This is a genomic window from Bacillus sp. FSL L8-0193 (assembly GCF_037976065.1).
Taxonomy (GTDB): Bacteria; Bacillota; Bacilli; order Bacillales; family Bacillaceae; genus Bacillus; species Bacillus paralicheniformis.
The window spans coordinates 1,917,068-1,942,159 of record NZ_CP150261.1 but is presented as its reverse complement, the minus strand read 5'-3'; the positions used below and the strand labels follow the sequence as shown (position 1 = coordinate 1,942,159).

At 46.1% G+C, this 25,092-nt stretch carries 30 protein-coding genes and 1 other RNA gene; 8 read left to right on the top strand and 23 right to left on the bottom strand.

The annotated features are described in order from the left end of the window. Window positions 1-160: 160 nt before the first annotated feature. The 7 genes from MHH76_RS09800 to MHH76_RS09770 all read right to left on the bottom strand — a co-directional run bounded on the left by MHH76_RS09800 (window position 161) and on the right by MHH76_RS09770 (window position 8,317). Complete coding sequence (locus MHH76_RS09800) at window positions 161-1,900, bottom strand: hydantoinase B/oxoprolinase family protein (RefSeq protein ID WP_023857639.1); 1,740 nt, start codon at window positions 1,898-1,900, stop codon at window positions 161-163. Further along, the gene (locus tag MHH76_RS09795) at window positions 1,897-3,375 is read right to left on the bottom strand and encodes a hydantoinase B/oxoprolinase family protein (RefSeq protein WP_023857640.1); all 1,479 of its coding nucleotides are present in this window, start codon (window positions 3,373-3,375) and stop codon (window positions 1,897-1,899) included. Before MHH76_RS09795 ends, MHH76_RS09800 begins: the two co-directional genes overlap by 4 nt. Then, window positions 3,372-5,474, bottom strand: coding sequence for a hydantoinase/oxoprolinase family protein (locus tag MHH76_RS09790; protein WP_241838247.1), 2,103 nt, complete (start codon window positions 5,472-5,474; stop codon window positions 3,372-3,374). The genes MHH76_RS09795 and MHH76_RS09790 overlap by 4 nt, the downstream gene beginning before the upstream one ends. A gap of 27 nt (window positions 5,475-5,501) precedes the next feature. Further along, window positions 5,502-6,851, bottom strand: a complete 1,350-nt coding sequence (locus MHH76_RS09785; protein WP_023857642.1) for a cytosine permease — start codon at window positions 6,849-6,851, stop codon at window positions 5,502-5,504. Between the two features lie 32 nt (window positions 6,852-6,883). Beyond that, window positions 6,884-7,270, bottom strand: a complete 387-nt coding sequence (locus MHH76_RS09780; RefSeq protein ID WP_020451518.1) for an OsmC family protein — start codon at window positions 7,268-7,270, stop codon at window positions 6,884-6,886. 2 nt (window positions 7,271-7,272) lie between these two features. Beyond that, a complete protein-coding gene (locus MHH76_RS09775) occupies window positions 7,273-7,896 on the bottom strand; it encodes a TetR/AcrR family transcriptional regulator (protein WP_025811499.1) in 624 nt (207 codons plus the stop codon). A 217-nt stretch (window positions 7,897-8,113) separates the two neighbouring features. Beyond that, complete coding sequence (locus MHH76_RS09770) at window positions 8,114-8,317, bottom strand: hypothetical protein (RefSeq protein WP_043054317.1); 204 nt, start codon at window positions 8,315-8,317, stop codon at window positions 8,114-8,116. A 441-nt stretch (window positions 8,318-8,758) separates the two neighbouring features. Between MHH76_RS09770 and MHH76_RS09765 the strand changes: the two genes are divergently transcribed. After that, window positions 8,759-9,208 carry a DMT family transporter gene (locus MHH76_RS09765; protein ID WP_023857645.1) on the top strand — a complete coding sequence of 150 codons (450 nt, stop codon included), beginning with the start codon at window positions 8,759-8,761 and terminating at the stop codon, window positions 9,206-9,208. 21 nt (window positions 9,209-9,229) lie between these two features. Then, on the top strand, window positions 9,230-9,715 hold the full coding sequence (locus MHH76_RS09760) for a DMT family transporter (RefSeq protein ID WP_020451514.1): 486 nt from the start codon (window positions 9,230-9,232) through the stop codon (window positions 9,713-9,715). Between the two features lie 147 nt (window positions 9,716-9,862). Here MHH76_RS09760 and ssrS read toward each other — a convergent pair. Beyond that, window positions 9,863-10,046, bottom strand: a non-coding RNA gene (gene ssrS / locus MHH76_RS09755) — 6S RNA. A gap of 159 nt (window positions 10,047-10,205) precedes the next feature. On the opposite strand from ssrS, the gene MHH76_RS09750 reads away from it, so the two are divergent. Then, a complete protein-coding gene (locus MHH76_RS09750; protein WP_043054316.1) occupies window positions 10,206-10,967 on the top strand; it encodes an N-acetylmuramoyl-L-alanine amidase in 762 nt (253 codons plus the stop codon). Between the two features lie 54 nt (window positions 10,968-11,021). Here the strand turns inward: MHH76_RS09750 and MHH76_RS09745 are convergent, their stop codons facing one another. The 4 genes from MHH76_RS09745 to sufU form a co-directional block, all read right to left on the bottom strand. Continuing rightward, a complete protein-coding gene (locus MHH76_RS09745) occupies window positions 11,022-11,996 on the bottom strand; it encodes a multidrug resistance efflux transporter family protein (RefSeq protein ID WP_043054315.1) in 975 nt (324 codons plus the stop codon). Between the two features lie 7 nt (window positions 11,997-12,003). Further along, a complete protein-coding gene (locus MHH76_RS09740) occupies window positions 12,004-12,669 on the bottom strand; it encodes a GntR family transcriptional regulator (protein ID WP_043054583.1) in 666 nt (221 codons plus the stop codon). 44 nt (window positions 12,670-12,713) lie between these two features. Further along, window positions 12,714-13,178 (bottom strand): Fur family transcriptional regulator, encoded by a 465-nt coding sequence (locus MHH76_RS09735; protein ID WP_043054314.1) that lies wholly within the window; start codon window positions 13,176-13,178, stop codon window positions 12,714-12,716. Between the two features lie 94 nt (window positions 13,179-13,272). Beyond that, entirely contained in the window at window positions 13,273-13,704 is a 432-nt protein-coding gene (sufU, locus tag MHH76_RS09730; protein ID WP_023857649.1) for a Fe-S cluster assembly sulfur transfer protein SufU, read from the bottom strand. Between the two features lie 127 nt (window positions 13,705-13,831). Here sufU and MHH76_RS09725 point away from each other — a divergent pair, with 127 nt between their 5' ends. Next, window positions 13,832-14,704, top strand: a complete 873-nt coding sequence (locus tag MHH76_RS09725) for an MBL fold metallo-hydrolase (RefSeq protein WP_230588672.1) — start codon at window positions 13,832-13,834, stop codon at window positions 14,702-14,704. Between the two features lie 18 nt (window positions 14,705-14,722). On the opposite strand, the gene MHH76_RS09720 is transcribed toward MHH76_RS09725, so the two are convergent. From MHH76_RS09720 to MHH76_RS09685, 8 genes are all read right to left on the bottom strand, one after another. Further along, window positions 14,723-15,340 (bottom strand): hypothetical protein, encoded by a 618-nt coding sequence (locus MHH76_RS09720; RefSeq protein ID WP_023857651.1) that lies wholly within the window; start codon window positions 15,338-15,340, stop codon window positions 14,723-14,725. Between the two features lie 117 nt (window positions 15,341-15,457). Further along, window positions 15,458-16,435, bottom strand: coding sequence for a class 1b ribonucleoside-diphosphate reductase subunit beta (gene nrdF, locus MHH76_RS09715; protein ID WP_020451505.1), 978 nt, complete (start codon window positions 16,433-16,435; stop codon window positions 15,458-15,460). Between the two features lie 20 nt (window positions 16,436-16,455). Further along, on the bottom strand, window positions 16,456-18,558 hold the full coding sequence (nrdE, locus tag MHH76_RS09710; protein ID WP_020451504.1) for a class 1b ribonucleoside-diphosphate reductase subunit alpha: 2,103 nt from the start codon (window positions 18,556-18,558) through the stop codon (window positions 16,456-16,458). Beyond that, a complete protein-coding gene (gene nrdI, locus MHH76_RS09705) occupies window positions 18,515-18,910 on the bottom strand; it encodes a class Ib ribonucleoside-diphosphate reductase assembly flavoprotein NrdI (protein WP_020451503.1) in 396 nt (131 codons plus the stop codon). Before nrdI ends, nrdE begins: the two co-directional genes overlap by 44 nt. Window positions 18,911-19,160: 250 nt before the next feature. Beyond that, complete coding sequence (locus MHH76_RS09700) at window positions 19,161-19,373, bottom strand: hypothetical protein (protein WP_020451502.1); 213 nt, start codon at window positions 19,371-19,373, stop codon at window positions 19,161-19,163. 313 nt (window positions 19,374-19,686) lie between these two features. Further along, complete coding sequence (gene hfq, locus MHH76_RS09695; RefSeq protein ID WP_020451500.1) at window positions 19,687-19,908, bottom strand: RNA chaperone Hfq; 222 nt, start codon at window positions 19,906-19,908, stop codon at window positions 19,687-19,689. A gap of 41 nt (window positions 19,909-19,949) precedes the next feature. Further along, on the bottom strand, window positions 19,950-20,894 hold the full coding sequence (miaA, locus tag MHH76_RS09690; RefSeq protein WP_023857652.1) for a tRNA (adenosine(37)-N6)-dimethylallyltransferase MiaA: 945 nt from the start codon (window positions 20,892-20,894) through the stop codon (window positions 19,950-19,952). Between the two features lie 101 nt (window positions 20,895-20,995). Further along, window positions 20,996-21,394, bottom strand: coding sequence for a YmaF family protein (locus MHH76_RS09685; RefSeq protein ID WP_023857653.1), 399 nt, complete (start codon window positions 21,392-21,394; stop codon window positions 20,996-20,998). Window positions 21,395-21,518: 124 nt separating this feature from the next. Between MHH76_RS09685 and MHH76_RS09680 the strand changes: the two genes are divergently transcribed. The 3 genes from MHH76_RS09680 to MHH76_RS09670 all read left to right on the top strand — a co-directional run bounded on the left by MHH76_RS09680 (window position 21,519) and on the right by MHH76_RS09670 (window position 22,825). Further along, window positions 21,519-21,740, top strand: coding sequence for a hypothetical protein (locus tag MHH76_RS09680; RefSeq protein ID WP_020451497.1), 222 nt, complete (start codon window positions 21,519-21,521; stop codon window positions 21,738-21,740). A gap of 373 nt (window positions 21,741-22,113) precedes the next feature. Continuing rightward, window positions 22,114-22,452, top strand: coding sequence for a multidrug efflux SMR transporter (locus MHH76_RS09675; RefSeq protein WP_075213257.1), 339 nt, complete (start codon window positions 22,114-22,116; stop codon window positions 22,450-22,452). A 13-nt stretch (window positions 22,453-22,465) separates the two neighbouring features. Continuing rightward, entirely contained in the window at window positions 22,466-22,825 is a 360-nt protein-coding gene (locus MHH76_RS09670; RefSeq protein WP_023857656.1) for a multidrug efflux SMR transporter, read from the top strand. On the opposite strand, the gene MHH76_RS09665 is transcribed toward MHH76_RS09670, so the two are convergent. After that, on the bottom strand, window positions 22,822-23,277 hold the full coding sequence (locus MHH76_RS09665; RefSeq protein WP_023857657.1) for an OsmC family protein: 456 nt from the start codon (window positions 23,275-23,277) through the stop codon (window positions 22,822-22,824). The two genes, MHH76_RS09670 and MHH76_RS09665, sit on opposite strands and share 4 nt — an antisense overlap. 165 nt (window positions 23,278-23,442) lie before the next feature. Here MHH76_RS09665 and MHH76_RS09660 point away from each other — a divergent pair, with 165 nt between their 5' ends. Further along, on the top strand, window positions 23,443-23,748 hold the full coding sequence (locus MHH76_RS09660) for a hypothetical protein (RefSeq protein ID WP_020451493.1): 306 nt from the start codon (window positions 23,443-23,445) through the stop codon (window positions 23,746-23,748). A gap of 54 nt (window positions 23,749-23,802) precedes the next feature. Here the strand turns inward: MHH76_RS09660 and MHH76_RS09655 are convergent, their stop codons facing one another. Both MHH76_RS09655 and MHH76_RS09650 read right to left on the bottom strand, forming a co-directional pair. Further along, window positions 23,803-24,654 (bottom strand): NAD(P)H-binding protein, encoded by an 852-nt coding sequence (locus MHH76_RS09655; protein WP_186440199.1) that lies wholly within the window; start codon window positions 24,652-24,654, stop codon window positions 23,803-23,805. Window positions 24,655-24,671: 17 nt separating this feature from the next. Further along, window positions 24,672-25,088: a nuclear transport factor 2 family protein gene (locus tag MHH76_RS09650; RefSeq protein ID WP_020451491.1), complete on the bottom strand. Its 417-nt coding sequence runs from the start codon at window positions 25,086-25,088 to the stop codon at window positions 24,672-24,674. Between the last annotated feature and the right edge of the window lie 4 nt (window positions 25,089-25,092).

Genomic DNA, 25,092 nt, shown 5'->3' with positions numbered 1-25,092 from the left:
TCCTTTACTTGCTAATCTGTTATGTACCCGCCGGCTTAAAAGATCAAACCGGTTATGTTTACATTCTCTCCCGAAAGCGATTATCCTCTTTTTACCATATGAGTATTTAAAAAGCTGATCCGAAAAGGTGTCTTCATTCCTTTCAGATCAGCTTTTTTATTTATGAAAGGCGGGAAGCCCGCACACGATTTGTTTCCATTTCATTAATGGTAAGTGTCTCAGGGTCAATCACGACACCGTAATCTTGCAATGCTGATTCAATGCTGACAAACTCGTTGAAGACGTCGTCCAGCACCTTTTCGGGTTCACGTTCCAGCGGATTTCCCCAGCCTCCGCCGCCTGCACGGTAAAATTGGATGATGCCGCCCGCAGGCATTTTGACTTCAAAAGCCGTTTCCTCGATCTCTTTGGCTTCGTCTGTTCCATACCCGACGATCACCTTGTTGCTTGGTGCATCGCCAGCTCCGCAGAAGCCTTTTGTTGTATTTCGGACCCCTGCCATCATGACGCTTGTGCGGCTTTCCTTTAAGTGCTGGATCTGAACATCCAACCCGGGGGTGCCTCTCCATCGGCCTGCTCCCGTAAAATCGCTCGTATATTCATGCTTTAATACACGGCTCGGGTATTGAACTTCAGTCATTTCAATAGATGGCAGAATAACTCCTGTCATAACAGGCGGATAAAGCCCCCATCCGTCCGTTTCGTATGCAGCCCCCGCACCGCCGGTATAGCCGTAAAAATTCAGGTTCACCCACGGCTTCCCGTCGTCGTATTTTCCGTGGGAATAAGCGAGAGGAAGCTTATGGGCGTTCACTCCGACGCGTTTTGGCGCACATTGGGAAATGGCCTGGAGAACAGCCTCGGCTATTTCTGCTCCTACGCACGCAGTTGCGTGTCCGCACGGTGCCGGCAGCTGCGGGTTCACAACTGTTCCTACAGGCGCAGTTACTGTTACCGGATTCATATATCCTTCATTGATCGGAATATCCTCATCACAGCAAGTCGAAATACCGACAAAAGCAAATGAAGTCGTATTTGAAAGCGGGCTGTTGATGAAGCCCTTTACTTGCGGAGAGGAGCCGGTAAAGTCAATGTGAAGATCGCTGCCTTTGACGGTCACCGTTGCGCGAACCTTAATATCGCGGTTGCCTTGAAAGTCGTGGTCAGCAAATGTTTCACCGACATAGGTGCCGTCCGGCCAGCTGGTGATTTCATCGCGAACCCTGTTTTCTGTATATTGAATCCGGTTGTCAATGGCCGTAATCACCTTCTCGGCGCCATACTTATCCAGCATCGTTTGGATTCGGGAGGCAGCAACCTTGCATGCCCCGATCATCGCGTTTAAGTCGCCTTCAAGCCAATGGGAAAGCCGGTTGTTTGCAACAATTAAATCGAATACATCCCTGCGCTTTTCTCCCCGCTCATAAATTTTTAATGGCGGAATCCGCAGCCCGTCATGCCAAATGTCTTTTGAGCGCGGATTGTACCCTCCGGCAACCGGTCCTCCATTATCGGCCATATGGCTTCGGACAGCAGGAAGCAGGATTGGCTTGCGATTATAAAAAACCGGCATGACGATTGTCCAGTCAAGGCTGTGCGAGCCTCCATGATACGGATCATTCACCAGGAGAATATCTCCGGGATGAAGATCGTACCGAAAAGCGTCCAATAAATGGTCAACTGCGCCTACTACCGCATAAAGGTGCAGCGTACAGCCCGGGGCTTGCGCGACAAGGCGCGATTTTTTGCCAGAAAGGTCAAAGACGCCCGTCGTAAAATCGTGTGCTTCGTTAAACAATGGTGAACGGGCCGTTCTCGTAACAGTGGCGCTCATTTCCCTGGCAACCGCATCAAGGGAACCGCCGACCACCTGTGATAGAATAAAGTCCTGATTAATCATAGCTGCTCCTCCTTTTGAGAGTACGTAAAGACGAGGAGCTCGCCTTTTTTCACATGTTGGTTTACCGTGCTTTCATAAAAGATTTCGTCACGATCTCCCGTTCTTGACAGAGACCCGTATTCTCCCCTTTCACTAAAAGGCAGAAGAAGGTTGAAATAAATATCGTCCTCCTGGTTAAGCAGAGACACTTTCATTTCCTCCCCATTGTCCGTCCACTCCCGGGAAACCATTTTAAAACCGTGGTAAAGCTCCAATTCCTCTGCAGAGACAAGCATCCGTTGACCAAATAAAGCAGGCGGCCCGAAGCCTTTTGAAGCTGATGGATACCCGGGCGCCAAAACGATTGATTTCGTTTCAGCTTCAGCGCCAAGCTCCGGATAAAAAACGGCCTGCGGACCTGTCCCGTAAATCGGCGGAAATTCTTCATTCGTGCTTTGTCCGTTTTGAATGGCTTTATATACCGCTTCAGCGATGAAATGGCCGGTAATGCTTGGAGCTAATGCTGTCGCTGCAGGAAATTCCGGATCCAAAATCGTACCCAGCCTCGTCTTCGTTTGAAAAGGTTGAAGCGTTCCTTCATTGATCGGTATTTCATCGGCAATTCTCGCCAGGAACGGCCAAACGGCAAACGCCTTCGTTAAAGCGGCAGGCGAATTAACCGGCTTTACGGATTGCGCCGATGATCTGCTCAAATCGATTTCAACCGCATCGTCCTTCTTTGAAATTTGCACATGAATTGTACTCTTGCTTCCTTCGGAAACTTCAAACTCCTGGACAGCGCTCATTTCTGTTTCAGGCAGATAAGAGACATGGTGCTCAACCCTTTTGCGGCTGTATTCAAACATGCTGTCGATCGATTCGGTCACTGTTTTCTGGCCGTAGCTGCCAAGAAACGTTTTCAATTGCTGTTTGGCGCCATGCAAACATGTATACATGGCTTCCAAATCCGCTTTAAAAGAAGCGGGCACCCGGCTGTTTGATAATAAGAAACGAAGAATATCGGTCTGCAGAACGCCTTGCTTATAAAGCTTAACAGGTGTAATTCTGATATTTTCCTGCCATACTTCAAATGCATCGGGATGGAATCCGCCCGGATACTCGCCGGCCAAATCGATCATCTGAGCGCGGACAGCAGGGAAGAGTACGAGCTCCCCTTCAAGAAATAACGGCGCCGCCATGGTGAGCGACTGTCCTTTCGTTCCGCCGCTGTATGGATCTGCGACGAGCAACACATCTCCATCTGCGATATCAAATGAAAAATAGTCGAACAGATTTTCCACGCTTTCTTTTAATGCGAACAAATGTTCAGGTTCATATTGATGTTGAACCGCGATTTTCAGCTCATTCGTAAAAATCGCTGTAGCAAATGCCCGGTCTTGCGAAAGCAAAGAGGAACGGGAGATTCGCTGCAAATTATCCCCGATTTCTCTGCCGATCGATTGCAGCTTGCTATAAAGAATTTGAGCTTGGATCATGCATTTCCACCTCTAGTCGCCTGCTGAGAGTGCTTTACTTCAATGACACAGTTGCGGTAAGAATCGATTAGAGCCTCATGTCCCGGATAAACAACAATGGTCGTACCCCATTGCTCAATGATGGCCGGACCGACAATCAAGTTGCCCGGCTCAAGCATTGATCCGTTGAAAATAGGCGTCCTCGTCGGTTCGATGTCAAAATACATATCGCGTTCACCTGTTTTCGCTTTTGAAGGGTCCTCCTGCTCAAACGGCTCCTCTTTAAGCTTTAACGGCTCTCTGACGCCAACCAGGTCAAGGCGGAGATTTAAAATTTCAATGTCGTGCTCGGGATCTTTATGGGCAAACATTCTTTCATGAAGGTCATGGAAATCTGCCGCCGTTGCTTCAAGATTCAATTCTGTAATCCTCCGCGTCCTCGATTTTACCGGTACGGTTACTTCATGGACTTCCCCGGCGTAGCGCATATCGATAAAGCGGCGGGTTTCATATTGATTGGTGACCGACTGGCCTCCAAGTTTTTCGCGGGCCGTCTGTTCCATCTTTTCAAAATCGGCATTCATCGCTTGCAGGTCAACGTTTTTCAGACTTTCAAAGCGCGTCCTGAGCTCCGTTACTTTAAGGTTTGCTGCCACATCGCCGAGCGCACAGAAGACCGGGGCAAGGGACGGAACAATAACGGTTTTAATGCCGAGGTCTTCCGCCTGCTTGCCTGCATGGATGGCTCCGGCGCCGCCGACAGCCATTAGGGCGAAATTCCTTGGATCATGACCCCGTTGTGTCGTCACAAAGTGGACTGCATTTGACATATCGCTATTGACGATTTGTGAGATTGCAAGAGCGGCTTCCACTGTCGATATTCCGAGCGGTTCGGCAATTCGTGTGCGGATCGCCTTTTCAGCCAGTGAACGGTCAAGCTTCATTTCTCCGCCTAGAAAGTTATCTGGGTTAATATAGCCTAAGAAAACATTCACGTCCGTAACTGTCGGTTCTTCTCCGCCTCTTCCGTAGCAGGCCGGCCCCGGATTGGAGCCTGCGCTTCGCGGGCCGACTTGTAAAGCTCCGCCGCTGTCAATCCAGGCGATGCTTCCGCCGCCGGAGCCGATCGTGTGAATATCCATCATCGGCAAGGCAACCCGGTATCTGCTGATCCAGTTCTCAGTCGTGATCGCCGGATTTAACTTTTCGATAACCGAGACATCGTAGCTTGTTCCACCCATGTCTACGGTAATGACGTTCTCGTAGCCCGATTTTTCTCCGATAAAGGAAGCAGCCGTCACTCCTCCGGCTGGACCTGAGAGAAGGCCTCCTGCGGCAAATTTTCCGCTTTGAATGACATTTTGGACCCCGCCGTTAGATTGCATGACAAACAGTTCTCCGGCAAATCCGTCTTCGCGAAGCCGTTCGTCAAGATGGTTCAAGTAGCTTTGCATGGAAGGGCCGGTAAACGCGTTGACAATGGTCGTGCTCACCCGTTCAAATTCCCGAATCTGCGGCAGCACTTCATACGATAACGATACAAACATGCCGGGAGCTTCCTCTTGAATAATCTCTTTAACGCGGACTTCGTGCGATGGATTCATGAAGCTGAACAGAAAGCATACAGCAATCGCCTCGATCCCCTCTTGGATAAACCCTCGGACTGCCCGGCGGACGGCTTCTTCATCAAGCTCAGTTACGACATTTCCTGTATGATCCAGTCGTTCAGGAATCCCCACACGATATCTTCTTGGGACAATTTGATAAGGTGCTTCCAAGCGCGGAGAAAACACGCTTTCTTTGTACGCGCGGCGGAATTCGATTTCGTCCCGAAAGCCTTCCGTTGTGAGAAGCCCCACCTTTGCTCCGTTATATTCCAGCAAAGCGTTAGTGGCAACTGTTGTTCCATGGACCACTAATGGACTATTGGCTAACAGGTCCTTTACGTCTATTCCGATGATTTCAGCCATTTTTTTAATTCCGTTCATGACACCATCAGACTGATCAGGGGTTGAAGGCGTCTTCGTCGAAACCATTTTCCCTCCCTTGTTGACAGCCACTAAATCTGTAAACGTCCCGCCGACATCAATTCCAAATACCCATTGTTTTTTTTCATTCATCATTGAAAACCTTTCCTCCTTATCCGCTTAAAAACCAGACGATTCCTCTGTCGCTTCTCCGATTTCGTAACGGAGATTTAATTTTGTGAAAATAAATGTAAAAACGATATAAATCAAAAATGCAAGTACAGTAGAGTTAATCGGTCCGATGCCGAATGTTACCTTTGAAGCGGTAAAACCCCCGATGATCACCGAAAGAATCGCCGCAACATTCAGCTTCGAATAAGTTGTTCCAGCCCCGAATCGATATTGTTTTTTCTTGATGACAGGTGCTGTGATCCAATGATCTGCGATCATCACGCCTGCGATCGGCGGAACATACAAACCTAAAAATGTTAAGAATGGCACAAACATATTCTGGACACCTAATAATGCAATCATGATGCCGATCACGCCCATGATCGCCACAAGTGCTTTCTTAGGAATATTCACAACATTGCGAAGCCCCAGAGATCCGGTATACAAATTGTTATCATTCGTCGTCCACTGTGCAAAAACGATGATGAAAAATGCCAAAAATCCAAGTCCGAGCTTGCTCATCGCGGCAGGAATATTCGGTGTTGACCCGATATCCGGAACATTCGCAGCAATGGCCATTGCCGCTCCTGCAACAAGACAGAAAACACCTCCAAGGAAATAACCGACAGACGCACCTATTCCTCCTGAAACCGCTCCTTTTGCATATCTCGTCACATCAGGAAAAACAACCGCACCCAATGCAGCATTTCCAACTACGATTGTAATTCCGCCAAATATCGTCATAGGGTCCCCTGTCGGATGAAACGTCAGCAAGTTATGCCAGCTTCCAGAATAATTGACAGCACTCACAATGCCCCATATAGAAAAGATGACGACTAAAGGTACAGCGATAAAGCTTAAAGCGGCAAGTCCGCGATATCCTATAAAAGCGGTAAGGATCATTAAAATACCGCCCCAAACGATGGCGACTTCAGGCTTCGCAAGCCAAACACCCGGAAACATTTCAGAAATGGTCGTGCCGAAAAAAGCAACCTGCCAGCCAAACCAGCCGATTCCCAGCGTCAGCGCCAAGACGATTCCAAAAAGGCCCGATCCGTAGCGTCCAAAAGCCTGACGGGCAAGAACGGTTGTCGATATTCCGTATTTTGCACCCATTACACCTTGAAAAAAGCCATAGACCGCAAGAATCAGCATCCCTAAGACGGCAGCCAAAACGGCGTGCGCAAAATTCAATCCCTGGATCAGCGCTCCTCCAGTCACAATCGTCGACAATGAGATAATCCAGGCACAGCTTGTAATCGTAATGTTAAAAATCGATTTTCTCTTATTTTCAGGCACTGATGTAACAGCAAAATCATCAGCATTTGTATAGGAAGGTTTTTTACTGTTGTTTTCCATTTTCATGCTCCTTCGTTTCATCATGTAGGTTGTTACACCATATTCGTATCAATCGTTACCCCTCGTTTTAACGTATTGCCGATTGTACATGCCCTTTCAGCAGAGGTGATTAATTTCTTTTTATAGTCGGTCGGAAGATGCTCGGGCAATTTGACGCTAACCGTACATTTTTCAACACGGGACGGGCCATCGGGCGCTTTAGCAGCGGAAACAGAAACTGAAAATTCATCCTCCTGCACTTCTATGCCGTCCCTTTCAAACATCCTTTGCAAAGAAATGGTGATACACATCCCTAATGAAGCTTCCAACAGCTCAATCGGCGAAAGGCCGTCTGAATTCGGAGTGAAAGACCCCTTGGCCTGCATACCGGCTTCATGAAAAATCCCAAACTCTCCATTTGTTTTTTGAATAATAGACAAATTTAATTCCTCCTTTGGCCTATCAGCCCGAAAAATTCAAAATGAACCAATTCTTCAGTCATTTCATCAACTGAAAACTTAGGGACATAATTCAGATCATGCTTTGGTCCAAACAGCCATTTTGATAGTGTGCCCAACACAAGACTTGTTAACATGGTGGCCTGCAGATCAGTATTATGGGAGGAATTTAGCATGCCAAGCTCTGTAGCCCTTTGGATGTTCTTTTTAAATGCTTGTTCAACACTGATCAGCGCCTCTTCGATTGCCTCCCTGATTTCCGGATCGGCGCCTTGTCCCTTGACTAATAAAAACGTCATTAAGTTTCGGTTCTCCTGTGCAAACGTAAAAATTCTTTTCATAAGGGCTGTCGTGGATTGGATCATATCATCTGTAAGAGCAAACGTCTGCCTGTAGCCTTGATGAATGGCTGCAAGAAGGTTTTCTTTCCCCTTGTCTATGATTTCCTTGGCGATTTCTTCTTTGCTTTTGAAGTGCCAGTAAAAAGTTCCCTGTGCAACGCCAGCCTGTTTTACGATGTCTGATATTTTTGTCGCATGATATCCTTTCGTAGCAAAAATCTCAAGCGCGATATGTAGCAATTCCTCTCTTGTATCCGTATTTCCCAAGTGTTTTCCTCCTTACCCTGAATCTCGATTGACAAGTCAGTCAGTTTTAGGGCCGTTATTCCTATTGGATTTGTAAGAATAATCTTATACAATGTTCTTTTCCTAGTCAAGTTGCTAACCTTTCCATTTTTCGCGCAATTACAAAATATGAGCAAAGCAAAACCTCTATTTCATTCTTTCATCCCTCTCACGGCCACTGGATCAAACGGCTTTTGGTTTATTTTTTCAAGAGATTTACAGTTTCATCGACTAATTCTAATAACGTTTTTTTATGATGTGATGATGAAACTTTTTGACAATCTAATTCCCGCAGCCTGGAATAAATGTCTTTCCGCTCATTTTGGAGTTCGCGTATGGCTTGTATCTCGGCATTGTTCAGTTGTTCCAGTCTTAATCGGAGCGCCTCTCTTTCGTTGAACACGTTCCCACCCCCTAACAAAATATTACTTGTAGTTTATAGGACTTTTTTCAGTTTAACAATTCTTCTTTCATGAAAATTGCTTGTACGATTTGGATGAGCTGAATTTTGCCGGGATTCCAACTTACTTTTTATGGAGAGATTTTACGGCTTTGAACACGAGGAACCGGACTTACAAAAACCAAAGAGAACTCAGCCGGAGTCCTCTTTGGTTTTTTTATCGCTACATCACCTTATTGAATCTCAAAATCTTCTTGAAACATGATTTTCAAAAAAGAAAAACATGATATAGATACAAAGCTGCAAATTTTGAATTCTTTTCATCAATCAGCACTTGCATCATGAACTCCTTTTCGCCAAAATACAAAGTGTCCCTCAAAAACAACAAGACTTTCAGCTTTGAAATAATCGTTCCAATTACGGCAAAAAGGAGTTTTTAAAAATATGATCATTTTAATACTTATAGCCGGGATTTTGGCCGGAATGGCCATTCCTGTTCAAACCTCAATTAATTCACGGCTAGGCATGAAGATCGGGTCTCCTTACGGGGCGGCGGCCATATCTTTTTTTGCCGGTACGCTTATCCTGGTCATTGTCGCCTTAGTGACAGAGCGCCATTTTTTGTCTATCATCGGACTTCTCCCTTCCATCCCCTTGTGGATCCTCATTGGAGGCGGATGTTTAGGCGTTTTTTATTTAACTTCAAATATTTTGTTGCTTCCGCGTCTTGGATCAGCACTGACAGTTGTCGTCACTTTGCTTGGGCAGATGGTGATGGCTCTGGCCATCGATCACTTCGGATGGTTTCATATTCCCGTTCATGAATTAAACTTTCCTAGAATCATCGGCATTTTGTTCATCATCTCCGGGGTTTTCATTATCAAAAAATATTAATAGCAAGGGAGTTCATCACCGATGAAAAACAACACTATGAACGTTTTTCTTTACATGATGCTCGGGCTTTTTGCCGGAATGGCATCACCGATTCAAACATCTATTAATTCAGAGCTGAGAAATGCTCTCCAATCACCTTTTATCGCTTCACTTATTTCGTTTTTGGTTGGAATGGTCATTCTTCTCTTTCTTACGTCGATCATTGAACATCGGCGGTTATTTCATTTAAACAATTTACATACAGCAAAAACCTTTATCACGGGCAGCCCTTGGTGGCTCTGGACTGGCGGAATACTTGGCGTCATCTTTATCACATCCAATATTTTGCTTTTGCCGATTGTCGGAGCGTCACTTACTGTTGTTTTGGCTTTAAGCGGCCAAATGATCATCGCCCTCATCATCGATCATTTTGGCTGGTTCGGTACCCCCAAACACCGCTTAAATGTGCAGCGCATGCTGGGAATTGTCCTGATGATCACGGGAATTATCATCATTCAGCATTTTTGATGCCAGTCATTTTTGCACCTTCTACCTTTAAAATGAATAAAAGGGCGGACACCGCCCTTTATTTACAGCAATTTAGTTTACATAAAACATTTACAGTAAACCAATTTTAAGCAAATAAAAAAAGCCATTTTATTCAAATGACTTAAGTGAAGTGCTGCAATTGCCGTATGCAAGTAAGAAAGTTTTAAACCACACTCCTCAAAGTGGGTGTCTGCAGAAACGTTCCTGTCGTCCTTTCGAGGAAGGCATGACATTCCGGTTCCGATATAAAACTCCCTATTACAGCTTAAAGGTTAAAACTTAATTATCATTACGTACAATGCAGCGTAATTGAATTATATGATAAAAACATTAAAAATGCAACCTCTTGCCTGAAGAGAATGTGACGCTCTATAATAAGTTGAATATTTACAAAATTCCGCAATCTTATGACGTTCGTACAACCCTTCATGTCCATCTGTTCATAGACTGTCTATTGAGGTGATGTCTTGTGGTAAAAATTTTTATCGATCCCGGCCATGGCGGGACTGATACAGGTGCTTCAGCTAATGGTTTGCAAGAAAAACAGTTAACATTGCAAACCGCCTTGGCTTTAAGAAACATGCTGCTGAATGAATATCAAAATGTTTCAGTCCTGTTGAGCAGGACAAGCGACCAAACCGTCAGTCTGACGCAACGCACGAACGCCGCGAACAGCTGGGGAGCGGACTACTTTCTATCGATTCACATGAATGCCGGGGGCGGGACAGGTTTCGAGGATTACATTTATCCCGGCGTCGGCGCACCTACCACCACCTATCGGGATATCATGCATGAAGAGATTTTAAAAGTTGTCGATTTCAGGGATCGCGGCAAGAAAACGGCCAATTTTCATGTTCTTAGAGAAACAGCCATGCCCGCACTCCTTACGGAAAATGGCTTTGTAGACAATACAAGCGACGCCGAGAAACTGAAGTCTTCCGCGTTTATTCAATCCATTGCCAGAGGCCACGCCAACGGACTCGCAAGGGCATTTAACCTTTCCAAAAACGCAGCAGCTCTCTATAAAGTGCAGATCGGCGCTTTCAGGACCAAAGCCAATGCCGATTCGCTTGCCGCTCAAGCGGAAGCGAAAGGGTTTGATGCCCTTGTGATTTACAGGGACAGCCTTTACAAAGTGCAAATTGGCGCTTTTTCTTCCAAAGAAAATGCCGAAGCGCTCGTTCAGCAAGCCAAAAACGCCGGATTTGACGCTTTCATTTACCAGGAATAGGGACAATCATCAAGAAAAGCCCGCGATCTGTCTCGTATAGATCGCAGGCTTTTTTTATGCTTTTGCAGCTTTACTTTGAATCGCCGGCTTTTGCGTTTGATTCGATGCATGGCTGTTCAACACCATTCCGATAATCACAAGTGCCATGCCGCTCCATGAGATGGCACCAGGAAGCGGACTTGAAAGAAGCAAAATTTCACCAGCGGCAGCAAACAGCACTTCAAACGATTGTGTGGCCTCGACAGCCCCTAATTTTCGCATATCCCCTTTTACAAGATCGGTTGCGGCAAAGAACAGCACAGTTGCGCATATTCCGGAAAAGACAGCCACCAAACCTGACTGAATGACTTGTCCCCGGCTGGGCGCACCCGCCGATGCCAGCCCGTACAGTGAGAGGATCAGCCAAAACGGAAGGCTTGCCAACGTCATCCCCAATACCCGCTGATAAGCATCAAGGCGCCCGGCGCATGCTTCCATCATTTTTCTGTTCCCAGGCGGATATGCAAATGAAGCCAACATAACCGGCACGACGCACAGCAGCATCTCATGCAAAGAAAGCTGTGCCGCATGCTCAGCCTGCATCAGCGCCACCCCGATTAAAATGATCAACGACATCGCCAGCCCTTTATAGGGAATTTTGCCCCTCATCTGTACGGGACCTGTTTTTGTTTGGATGGTTTCGTAAAAAAGCGGCGCCAAAAGGGAGCCGGAAATAATCGTGATTTGCCATGTTCCTGCAATCAGCCAGCCCGGCCCGTAAGCCGCCGCAAAACAGAGCGGCGCATAAAAGAGACCGAAGCCGACGATGCTCCATCTCAGCCAAATGCCCGGTGCTTTTTTGATTTCCTGAAAAAGTTCTTTTACGTTCCCCCTCAGCCAAACAATGACAAATAAAAGAGGCGCCATAAAGATAAATCTTAGCGATGCGCTCCAGATCCAGCTTCCCCCTTCAAGCTCCATCGCCCTGTTTAAAACGAATGTAAAAGCAAAAAAGAGGGCTGCAAAAACGCCCAGTATAATCGGCCTCACAATCCCCTCACTCCTTTTCCTGATGTCCGGCCAATCGGTCTCCGAGACTGAGCCAGTTTTCCTCGGCAAGCTTGATGGCCGCATTCCGATCCCCCTGTCTGCAGGCATCGATGATGTTCTGATGCTGTTCGACAGATTTCAAGCTGCCGATCGAGGAAAACTGCGACATCTCAAGGCGGTAAATTTTTGAAGAAATTCTCTCCAATGCCCGGGTAATTTCCGGGTTTTTTGATGCTTGTAAAAACACCTCATGAAAAGCAGCATCCGATTCGATTGCTTCGATAATGTCTTCTTTTTGAATCGCTTGCTGCAACGTTTTATTATGCCTCTCCAGTTGATCAAGGTCTGAATCCGTTAAAAAAGGAAACGACAGCTTGACAGCCAGCGCATGCAGTGCTGCAGTGACTGTAAAAGCGTGTTCAGCTTCCTCGCGATTTAACGGTGCTACACGTGTTGCTGAACCCGGAACGGTTTCAACAAGTCCTTCATCTTCCAGGCGTTTGAGCGCCTCCCTGACAGGTGTGCGGCTAATGCCAAACTGCTCTGCAAGCTCCTGATCATGCAAGCGCTCCCCCGGCTTTAGTTCCAAATATACGATGGTGCGCTTCAGCGTTTGATACACTTCTTCCCGAAGCGAAATTCGTTTGATTCGTTTAATGTTATTTTTCATCATAAAACCAATATATCGGATTTTGGTTTTATGCACAACCAAATTTTTTATCTAATCCCTTTCTCTTTAGCGGCGTATTTTCTTTTCGCCTGGCAATCGTTGCAGATGCCGTACAGTTCCAATCGGTGATGTGTCACTTTAAATCCGGTCAGCCGTGCCGCAATGTCTTTTACTTTCTCCAGTTGCGGACAATGAAAATCGACGATCTTCCCGCATACTTCGCATATGACATGATCATGTTCCTCTAGAGCCAAATCAAAACGAAGCGGATCGGTAAACCCCATTTCTTTTATAAGGCCCTCTTGTTTAAAATAGCGGATGGTGTTGTATATCGTCGCTGTACTGACGGCAGGATATATCTCCCTCAATGATTGTTGAATTTCAGCTATTGTGGGGTGGTTCCTGTTGGCTAAAAAATAATGGTAGATAGCCAGCCGCTGCGGCGTCATTCGAATGCCTTTCCGTTTAAGCTGCGCCATTGCTTCCTGCTTTACATTCGTTTCGTTTTCCATACCTCTTTCGTCACTGCCCCTTTTTTCCCTTGAATCTTCCGATATTCTTTGCCCGGCGGCCTTAGAACCGGAGTGCTTTAGATGTGATGTTCATTTAATAAACGTTCTCCTTGATCCGATCGAGCGCCTGCCAAGGCATCAGGGCACAGTTATGACGGGCCCGCAACGGATGGACGCCAATCAGGGAAACGGCATCTCCCAGCAGATCCTCTACCGGTTCTTTTCCTTTTCTAATCATATTTTCCATCGCTTCACGCATTAGCCCGGCTTCTTTTAACGTCTTTCCTTTTATCAGTTCAGTCATGATTGATGAGGAAGCCATGCTGATGCTGCACCCATCTCCGATAAAAGCTGCGTCTTCGATCTTTTCATTTTTAATGTCGATAAACAAAGTCATCACATCACCGCATGTTGGATTTTTGTAATGGACGTAATACGCGCTGTGTTTATCGATTTTTCGAAAATTTCGCCTGTATCTTGCATGATCCATAATGACGGACCGATACAGCTCTTCCAGTTTCGGCATGAAATGATGCTCCTTCCCTTTTAAACAGTTTATTTTGGTTGAAAGAACAAACGGATTTAGTTATACTTCCGTTATTAAATCGTAATAATTACGATTTAATAATAACCGATCAAGAAGCTCACCGCAAATGAAAAGACACAATGAAACTGCCTCTTCTAATAAAGAGACAGATCCAAACGCAAAGGGGGAAGGGTTTATTATGAAGGAGCCAGACCGCATTCAACTCGATTCTTTTCACATGACAATTTTATCTGATGGAGCATTTCGAGTTTCAAGGGATTTCTTTTTGGCGGGAGGAGACCCCCATGAAGCAGAACATTATCCTGAAGAATTTGAAGTAGCGCTGAACTTTATCTGCCTGGAAACGAACGAAAAACGGATACTGATTGATACGGGATTTGGCGAAACAGGCGGACAAGAAAGCGGGCACTTGATTCATCACCTGACACAGGCGGGAATTAAGCCTGATTCCATAGACTATGTCATTTTGTCACACAGTCATTTAGATCATACGGGAGGTCTTCTGAATAACGGGAAACCCGCTTTTCCAAACGCTGTTCATCTGATCAGTGAAGCAGAATGGCTGTACGCAAAACAAACGCCTGCCTCTGAACAGTTTCGCATTCTCTCCGCTGTCCGGCCGCTTCTGAAGCTGCTGACAGAAGATACCGAACTGCTTCCCGGACTGAAGCTGATCCATACGCCTAGACATACACCTGGACACTTGACTATTGAATTACAGACAAAAGACGGGGTCTGTCAGATCACCAATGACGTATTTCACATTCCCGAAAGCATTTCCAATCCAAAGCTGCGGGTTTCGCTTGAGCATGACCCTAAAGAGGGAGAAAAGACAAGAAGACTGCTGGCCCGGCAGGCTTATAACGGACAGGTCCTGCTCCACGGGTGTCATTTCCCCTACCCTGGTTTCGGGTTAATTGAAAAGCAGGGCTCACTTTTTCAATGGAAACCGGTCCAATACGAAAAGAAAACTCGCTGAATCAGCGAGTTTTCCAATTTAAACTAAGATATCAACGACAAACTGTGACCAAGATTCAAGTCTGTCATAGACGCTTTTATCTCTCAGATCACTGGCTTTCATCCATCGGCCGGCAATCTGCTCCTTTTCTTTAACTTCAACGTGTGCGCCCGGTTTTAATTCAAGCGCTGAAAGGATTCCGATATGTACTTTTCCGACGCTGTTTTCATCATCATTAATCAGTCCGAGCGTCACCATTTTTTCTTTATCTGATTCCTCAATCAGAAGCTCTTCATCAAGTTCACGGTCTGTGTTTAACTTCAGAATACCGGAAAAATCAAGCCCTTCGGCAAAGTTCATGTGGCCGCCGAAGCCGAGTGACAGCTTGTTGTGAAGCCGCGCTTCCCCTCCCCCTTCGAGCCGCTCGTATACAAATATTTCGTCGTCTCTTTTGATGACAACATAAGGGATCGGCTGTTTAAACGCAGGATCTTCTTCGGCGTCTCCCCTTCTCATTTCACTGAAGTGCTGTTCAATATGCGCCATGATCTTCCCAACCTTCTCACCGTCGCTGTTGACGCCTTGGAAGGTCAGCGTTTCATTTGCAAATACGTTTTCCCGCGGGACCACGAGAATGATTTCATCCATTTTTCCCATTGTATCCGTTTCCTCCTCAAAGTGAAAAGAGCAGATTCGTTCTGCTCTCATTTTGCCGTGTATCTATAACTGAAAGGCGGGGCTTGGGCGCGGATGCGCCCTTTTAGCCCGGCCGGCTTACTTATCGTCAAAGTAAAAATCGTCGTCTCTTATCGGTTCAACTGTTGCTTTTTTATAGCCGTTTCCTTTCATTGAGAAGAAGTCGTGTGACTTCGTTTTCGTATTCAACCCGTTCAACACGATCGGATTGATCTCTTCTTCTTCAAAATAAGCTTCAAAGCCAAGGTTCATCAGCGCTTTGTTGGCATTATAGCGGATGAACTTCTTCACGTCGTGTGAAAGGCCGACCTGGTCGTACAGATCTTCTGTATATTCAAGCTCATTTTCATAAAGCTCTTTCAATAGATCAATGGCAAACGCGTACAGCTCTTCTTTTTTCTCAGGTGTCTGCTGATTGTAAATCTCCTGAGCGAGCAGGCCGACATAGACGCCGTGAATCGCTTCGTCCCGCAAGATCAGGTTGATGATTTCGCCGCTTTGCATCAGCTTGCCCTGTCCGTAAAAATAAAGCGGGTAGTAGAAGCCGCTGTAGAACAGGAAGCTTTCTAAATAAACAGATGCGACCATCGCTTTAAACAGCGAAATTTTATCGCCCTGGCGGATTTTCTCATAGAGTCCGACAATGACCTGAGCTTTTTTCTGCAAATATTTGTTTTGTTTAACCCATTCAAAGACTTCGTTGATCGTCTCTGTCGGGGCAAGCGTCATGAAAATGTTTGAATAGGACTTGGCGTGGACCGCGTTTTCCATCATCGCCATGAAGTTCAGCACCGCTTTGCGCTGATGCCCTTCTACATGCTCAGCGACAAGGGGCATTCCCGTGTTCCCCTGCTCTGTATCGAGAAGCGTCAGCCCCGCGAGCACCTTCATGTATGTGTCCTGTTCATTTTTACCCAAGTACTTCCATGTCAGAAGGTCTCCATTAAGCGCAATCTCTTCCGGAAGCCAAAATTGCTTCACATTTTGGTTGTAAAACATTTGGGTAAAATCATCTTCATGCTTTGACCAGTTTGCTGCATCATAAATTTTCGTCACTTTCGCATACTCTCCTTTAATCAAACGACACAAGAAAGGCAGCCTTCTTGCCCTGTATCCTTCGTTCTTGCATAGTAAAGTGTTTTGATTCCTTTATGGTGGGCATAAAGATCGATCCGGTTCAGATCGCGTGTCGTCATTGTATCTTTCAGGAACAATGTAAAGCTTATGCCTTGGTCAACGTGCTGCTGAATCGTCGAGATCATGTCGACAACTCTGAACATGTCCATATCATAAGCTTCTTTATAGTAGAACCAGTTGCTCGGCGCAAGTCCAGGCATCGGATAGTACGTCTTGGAGTTGCCGTAGGTTCTTTCTTCAATCCGCTCCATGATCGGCATGACTGATGCCGTGCTTGACTGTACATATGAAATGGACCCGGTCGGTGCGATGCACAGTCTGTAGCTGTGGTACAATCCGTGTTCTTTGACAAACTGTTTCAGCTGTTCCCAGTCTTCTTTTGTCGGGATGTGCATGCCTTCAAAAAGCTTGGCCACTTTTTCGAATTTAGGCGAGAAATCTTGTGTAACATACTTTTCGAAGTATTCACCCGTTGCGTAAGCCGACCCTTCGTAGTTATGGTACGTCTCACCTTTTTCTTTGGCGATTTCGGCAGACCGTTCAATCGAGTAAAAGTTCATCATCATAAAGAAAGTGTTCGCGAAGTCCCTCGCTTCCTCACTTTCGTAGGCGATATTGTTCTGTGCCAGGAATCCGTGCAGGTTCATCGCTCCAAGGCCGATGGATTTCATCGCTTTGTTCGCTTTTTTGACCGCCGGTGCGTTCGTGATGTTCGTCGTTTCAGAAACGTGCGTCAGCGAATCGGTTGCAAGCTTAACCGTCTGCTCAAGCGATTTGTTTTTCATGACGTTCAATATGTTCAATGAACCAAGGTTGCAGGAGATGTCAAGGCCGATCTCATCTTCTTGACCGTAGTCTGTGTATGAAGAAACCTGTGAAGCCTGAAGCACCTCTGAGCAAAGGTTGGAAAATTTAACCTTGGAAATATGATTGTTCGCATGCGCGTTGTTGACATTGTCCTGGAACATAATGTACGGATATCCTGATTCCGATCTTAACATCGCAAGCTTTTCGAGCATCTTGCGCGGGTGGATTTTTTCTTTTTTGACGCGCGGATCTTCCACAAGCCGGTCGTACATCTCGTTCATGTCCATTTCATCGAGGTGCTCGCCGTACGCTTTATAAACGGTGTGCGGATAGAATACGTATGCCGCTTTATCCTCTCTTGCAAGCTCGATGAATTTATCTGGAATGACGACTCCGATGGACAATGTTTTCACCCGGACATCCTCATCAGCGGAAATCTTCTTCGTATCGAGGAAATCGTTGATGTCGCGGTGGAAAATGTTTAAGTATGCAGCCCCTGAGCCTTGTCTTTGTCCCATCTGATCAGCGTAACGGAATGCGTTGTCAAGAAGCTTCATCACGCCGACAACGCCTTTTGTCGCGTTTTCGACGTCTTTGATCGCTTCGCCTTTCGCACGCAGTTTTGAAAGGTTCAACGATACGCCTCCGCCTAGCTTTGAGAGCTGCATTGAAATATCAATCGCTCTCGAGATGTCGTTCAAGGAATCATTGACTTCCAAGAGGAAGCAGCTGACCAGCTCTCCGCGGCGTTTGCGGCCGGCATTTAAGAACGTCGGCGTGCTTGGCTGATACTCCTGGTTGATCATCATTCTGACGAATTCCTTCGCCTTCTCCTTATCCCCGTTTGCAAAAAATAAAGCTACGATAGAGATTCTGTCTTCATAGCGTTCAAGAATTTTTTTCTTGTCGTTTGTCTTCAGCGCATAGTCATTGTAAAACTTAAAAGCGCTCATAAAGGACGGGAATCTGAATTTTTTAGCGTAAGCCTCTTTGAACACTTCCTTGATTTCTTCGAACGTGTAGCGGCTTAAAAACTCTTCTTCATAGTAGTCATTCTTGATTAAGTAATCGATTTTCTCTTTCAGATCATGGAAAAATACCGTATTTTGGTTGATATAGTCTACAAAATAACTATGTACAGCTTCTTTATCTTTATCAAACTGGAATTTCCCGTCTTTTTGGATCATGATCTCATTGTTTAACTGGATCCATTTTGGCACTTGATTTTGTGACAATTCTTTCTACCTCCTGAGTAAACAGTTCAACGTCTTTGGCCGTCCCGCTGAGCTCAAATTTGCCGAGAATCGGAACCTGATACTGCTTCGAGATTTTTTCTGCGCTTTTCGCAAAATTGTCTCCCCACACTCTGTTTCCGCTTGCCGCAACTCCCAAAAGAAGATGGGCGTTTTTCTCAAGAAACATCTCAGTCGTTTTCGGAACTTCCCCAAACCCTGTCGTGTACGTGATCAAAACAAACGGTTCGTCTAGATACTCCTCTGTGCTGACTTTCCGTTTATTGCGAAAAGGCGTCTTATCCACAAAGCGCTGAACGTTTCCCGTTTTTGAATCAAATACGATCTGAATCATCATTATCACGACCTAGTAAAATTGTTTCCGAGTCTTTCAACTCGAACCTTACACAATATATAGTATACTATCATTCAAGAAAACACAATATATTGTGCTCAGGTTGATGAAAGTTCACAATTTGCTTCAGCTTAGGAGGCCTAAGGCCAAAGAAATATGAGTAGAATGAGAGCCGTTCGCTCATCCTACTCACAAACCGAAATCTATCATAACACGAAAAAAATTGAGTTAGTAGACTAGACTTTTTCGCTTATTTTTTGTAAGTGTCACAGCACTTGTTCTCGCATACCTCTTTAATATCGGCTTCGATGCCGAGTTCCTTAAGAACCGACTGAACAGCCGTCATGATCGACGCTTCCCTGACAAGTTCTTTTCCGTTGACGAGAATACTTGTGCCGTATTCATAGCAGGAATCATCTTCACACGTCTCTTCCCAATGGTTGATGACGATCTTTGGTTTCATTGTTCGCTCATTCCTTTTCATTTTCAAACTGAATTGATGTAAACACTACTTAGTTTAGCGATTAGATGCCGCTTTGTAAATTTGAATGCCTCGGTCTTTCACAGGACGTGATGACGGCGGCGTTTTAGACAGGATGTCCGGCAATTAGCCGCCGTTCCTTTTATTCCCAGACTACTGCTCGGACCGGCAACGGCCGCAGTTGATTGTAAAGTCGCCTCGAAAACGACAAAATCCCAAAACAGTAAACTGTTTCAGGATTTTGTCAGGCAATCTGAAAAGACCATGCCAGGCATGGTCTTTTAGCCGTAAATCGCTATTCGAGTTCGAGTTGAACGTTTTTTTGCGGTGCAAATGTGGAAATGGCATGTTTGTATATAAGCTGCTGCTTTCCTTCCGATTCAATCAACACTGTAAAGTTGTCAAATCCTTTTACTTGTCCGCGCAGCTGAAATCCATTCAGTAAAAAGACCGTGACAAATGTACTTTCTTTCCGAATCTGATTCAAAAACTGATCTTGAATATTTATCGATTTCATGTTTCTGGTCCTCCTTGTTTCTCTATACCATACTGTTTCGATTAAAGTTCGAGCTTTCCTGCTATGTAAGTGAAAATTTCCTGTTTTTTCTGCTTGATATTGACAGGGGGCGTCATGTCATACCAGGCGACATCCATTTGATTTCTGAACCATGTCAGCTGTCTTTTGGCGTAGCGTCTCGAATTCCGCTTCAACGTCTCAACCGCCTCTTCCAAGGACGCTCTGCCTTCAAGGTACGCATAAAGCTCTTTGTACCCGATGGCCTGAACAGACTGGCAATTTCTTATGTTTTCATCATAAAGCTGTTTCACTTCATTCAGCAGCCCCTCATCCATCATCTGGTCTACGCGGCTGTTGATCCTGTCATACAGCACTTCCCGCTCCATCGTCAAACCGATGAGAGCCGTGGTGTATAAAAGCTCTTTCCGCTGTCCTTCAATATGTTCAGACATCGTTTTTCCTGTCGTATGGAAAATTTCAAGCGCCCTGATGACCCTTCGTTTATTGTTTGGATGAATGGCTTTTGCCGCTCCGGGATCGCGCTCTTTCAATAGACAGTGAACATATTCGGCTCCTCTCTTGTCAGAGAGCGCCTCCATCTCCCCTCGGAACTCAGGGTCGCCCGCTTCCTCTGTGAATGAATAGTCGTAAAGGACAGACTGGATATAGAGCCCTGTCCCCCCCACAATCATCGGAAGCTTCCCTCGCCTGCCAATCTCTGCGATTTTTTGTCTGACGATCTCCTGATATTCAGCAACCGAGAAAGATTCCGTCGGTTCTTTAATATCGATCAAGTGATGCGGAACCCCGTTCATTTCTTCTTCTTTAATTTTTGCTGTGCCGATATCCATTCTTTTGTAAATCTGCATCGAATCTCCGCTGATAATTTCCGCATTCAAATGCTCGGCCAGCATCACGCTTAATTTTGTTTTACCGACAGCGGTCGGTCCGATCAAAACGATGACCGGCGGTTTCGTTTTATTCACTGCTGATCACTCTCTTTAAACAAGCTCCTCCCATTATACCATTTCACGTTCAAAAACACCCATTTCATTTTACCCGTTTTCATTGCTTTCCAAACATTCCCTCACCACCCTATCGGCTCATTCCCCACGATTTCTCTTGTGGAACCCTTAAAAGTATGCCGGTGCCTCTCCTTTATTCCATCGCTTACATACACGACTCCGCCAAATCTGATCGGGGGAGCCGCAGAATATGCCAGATAGGTCGTGCCCCCGATTTCATGATAATGCGTGCCGTCCGCCCGCGGAATCGCGGGCCCCGTAATCGCGTAATACCTGTGATAATGTCCCTTATCGAAAGAAGTGATGCCGGAATAAAAATGAACGTGCCCATCTGTATTGCTCCCGTTTGCCGGCTGGGAAAAGCCTTCAATTAGGTGGTAATGGCCATTGGCAGTCGATGTTCTCGCCCTGTAAGCGTGGGCATGGGGAGGCGCTTTTGACCAATCCGACTGATACAGCATGTTTCATTCACTCCTTTTTAAGGGCGGCTTCACTAAAAAATACGACGGGCGCCCAAGCAAAAACGGCTGGGCAGAATACAGTGATGTTAGTCAGGTTTCATTTTATTATTGGAGGGATTTTTTTATGAATCATTTCGAGCACGCTCCTGTATATGGCGACGACAACCAGCGCATCATCGGCAGACCTTTCTTTGGCGGACCTTTTGGGCGCCCGTTTTTCGGCCCGCGTCCGTTTTTCGGTCCGGGCCCCTTCTTCGGAGGTTTTTTGGGCGGACTTACTGCCGGAGCGCTTCTCGGCCCTTGGGGATATCCGTATCCGCCGTATCCTTACTATCCTTTTTTCTGACAGATAAAGGCTCTTCCAGGGGCCTTTTTACATAACTTTTTTCTTGACTTAGAACTTTTGCATCAATTAAGATGGATTTTACCAACCGGTTAGTAATACGGGTTTTTTTTATGTCTAAAAAAGAAGAAATCTTTGAAGCGGCCTCATGACGATTGCGAAATACACCTTTAACACTTTAAGATCGTTTATGGGCTGCGTTTTTTGATATTCGAATGAAAACTAACTTTGTACAAGCGCCCTTGCTGCGGCAGCATGTCTTAAACCGCAGCGTGAGTTGTGTGAAAAGAGCGCTGGCAAATGGTCAAAGTCTTTTGTTTCAATTGGAACTGCTGGCTGACGAAGAGAAAGCTCTCCTTTTGAATCATGGAATAACATTGATAGAGGAGGATTTCATATGATTGCAGGCTACATTTTTCTAATGATCGCCATCTTGTCAGAAGCGGCGGCAGCCGCCATGCTGAAAATATCTGACGGGTTCGCGCGCTGGCGGCCGTCGGTTCTCGTAGTGATCGGCTACGGTCTCGCATTTTACATGATGTCGCTCACATTGCAGGTCATCCCGCTAAGCCTCTCCTATGCGACTTGGAGCGGAGCGGGCACCGTACTGACTGCAATCATCGGCGTCTTGTGGTTTCAAGAAAAGCTGAACCGGCGAAATATCGCCGGCATTATTTGTCTCGTGTCAGGCGTTGTCCTGATCAATCTGTCATAAGGAGGAGAATGTCATGAAAGGCATGATCTTTTTGGCGGCTGCCATTTTGTCCGAAGTATTCGGAAGCACGATGCTGAAGCTGTCAGAAGGCTTTAGCGCCCCCCTGCCCGCGGCCGGTGTCATGATCGGTTTTGCGGCTTCTTTTACGTTTCTGAGCTTTTCATTAAAAACACTGCCTTTATCTGCGGCTTATGCGACTTGGGCCGGCACCGGGACGGCTTTGACAGCTGCGATCGGGTATTTTATATTTCAGGAGCCATTCAATCTCAAAACTCTTATTGGGCTTGTATTGATCATCTGCGGCGTCTTTTTGCTCAATTCAAAGCATGCTGACGCCGCAGACCAAAAGGCTCAGCTCACGATCGAAATCTAATCCGCTTTGGAGACGACAATCTTTGGGTCTAATTCAATGGCGACATTGCCCTGAACCGCCCTTGATATCATACAGGATGTCTCCGCCTTTTCAGCCAGTCTTTCGGCAAGTTGTACCTCTTTTTCCGCCGCTTCTTTCGGAAGGCGGATCAGAGGTCTGTGAATGATTTTTTCGTACGTAAACACCCCGCCTGTCACATCGACAACAGCCTCGGATTCCATCGTCAGGCTCTCTTTTTCCAATCCGCTTCTTTCCATCATGGCTGCAAGCGTGATGATATAGCAAGTCGCAGCGGCGCCGAGCAGCATTTCGTCAGGGTTTGTCCCTGCCCCCGGACCGTCCATTTCCTTTGGAATTGAAATTTCTGTTTTTAAATTCCCGCTTTCAATCCTTCCGATGTCGTTACGTTTTCCAGGCCAGTCTGCCTGAAGGTAAAAATGATGTCTAGCCATAAAAAATACCTCCTTTTTTTATCCTGCTTAAAGTCTACCGGTATTTGACCTTTCTGTCTGTTGATTTGCCTAAAAAACCGGTAAACCGTGACAGCCGTCTAACACACGGGGCATGAGCGGAACATAGAATACAACGAAAATCCGCGCAAGAAAGGACGAAAAGAAATGGAGAATGTAGAACATTTACAGCAGACACCGGCTCCCGAACAGCATATGCATATCCCCCAGTATCAGCACGCCGAAGCAGCCGTGCACCACATCAAATGCCCGTTGTTTCCGCACTTGAAACATAAGACGTTGTGCACAGTTGCGCCTTTTGTTCATTACGGTTTAAATGAAGCGCAAACCACTTCCTATCACCACGCCATGGAAGAAGTAGCGGCAATGGCTTATTTAATGGGCATGGGTATGGACCCTCACTTGGCCTACTGTACAGTTGAGTCATGGGAAATCAACGAAACATTCTACTAATTAGACTGAACGGTCAAAAATAAAGAGAAAAGACCGTTCAGTCTCAGGAACGAGTTAAAGCAGACGCCAGCGTCCGGCGTGTTCATTGGCGAAATCAGCCAGTGAACGCGGTTTTTTTCCCGTGATGCGTTCTACTGTATCTGTGATGCGGTTTTCTTTGCCATTCTTGATTTTCTCGTCTAGTTCCGACATGAATCCGGCATAATCGGGAGATAATCCTGCTTTTATATACCTTTCCCTCAAAGCGGACACTTCGACATTGACATGCCTGACGTCGCGGCCTGCCGCTCTGCCGATGATTGCCGCGGCTTCAGCATAACTCAAGGCTTCCGGCCCGGTCAAGATATGGCTCGTATTATGCGGCTTTTGATCAAGCAATGCCCGCACAGCCACTTCAGCAATATCGTCTGCATCTATAAACCCGACTTTGCCGCTGCCTGACGCCGTGACGATTTCATTTTTCTTCCGAATCGAAGCGCCATGCTGATGGTCAAAATTCTGCATGAAATATGAAGGCTTTAGCACCGTCCATTCAGGAACATATCGCCTGACCGCGTGATGAAGCTTCCCGAATACGGGTCCGTCTTCATCAATAATGGCAGCGCTGAGCAGAACAATGCGGCGGACGCCGGATGCCGCTGCCATTTCCAAAAACGGCACAACGAGCGGCGACGGTTCGAATACACCGACAGGCGCAACCAAATACAATGAGTTCGTGTTTTTTAATGCGTCTCTGTAAGTTTTTTGATCATTCCAGTCAAAATACACATGTTCCGTTCCGGCCATTGCAGGCATTCTCCGGCTTGCGATCCGGACACCGGCCCCCAAACGTACAAGCCGTTTGGCGATTCGGCTTCCAGTCGTGCCGGTTCCGCCGGTAATCAATATTTTTTTCTCCACTTTTATCACTCCTTGTTACGTCATTAAAAAGTCTGCAGCCGTCCCCCGAACGATTCGATGACAGTCAGAGGATTCCAATAATCTTTGTAGTGGACAATTTTGCCCTCTTTCATGTTTACAAGGCTGATGTACTGTTGGTTATAAGGAAGCCCCGTCTCGCACACCGTGCCTTCACATTCAAATTCGACAGCTGCATAGCCCGTATTTGCCATTTGATGAATAGTGGGCGCTGTGAAGCGGACAATATCGATCTTTTCGGGAAAATCCTTTATATATTCGTAAATCGCCGACTTTCCTTCTAGTTTTTTAGGAAAACCTGGCGGTGCATATGGATGCTCAAACACCGCGTCTTGATCCCAAAGCTGTATCCACTTTTCCATATCCTTTTCGAGCATCGACTGCAAAAATTGTTCCATCACATCGGTTATCGTATGCGCCATTTTC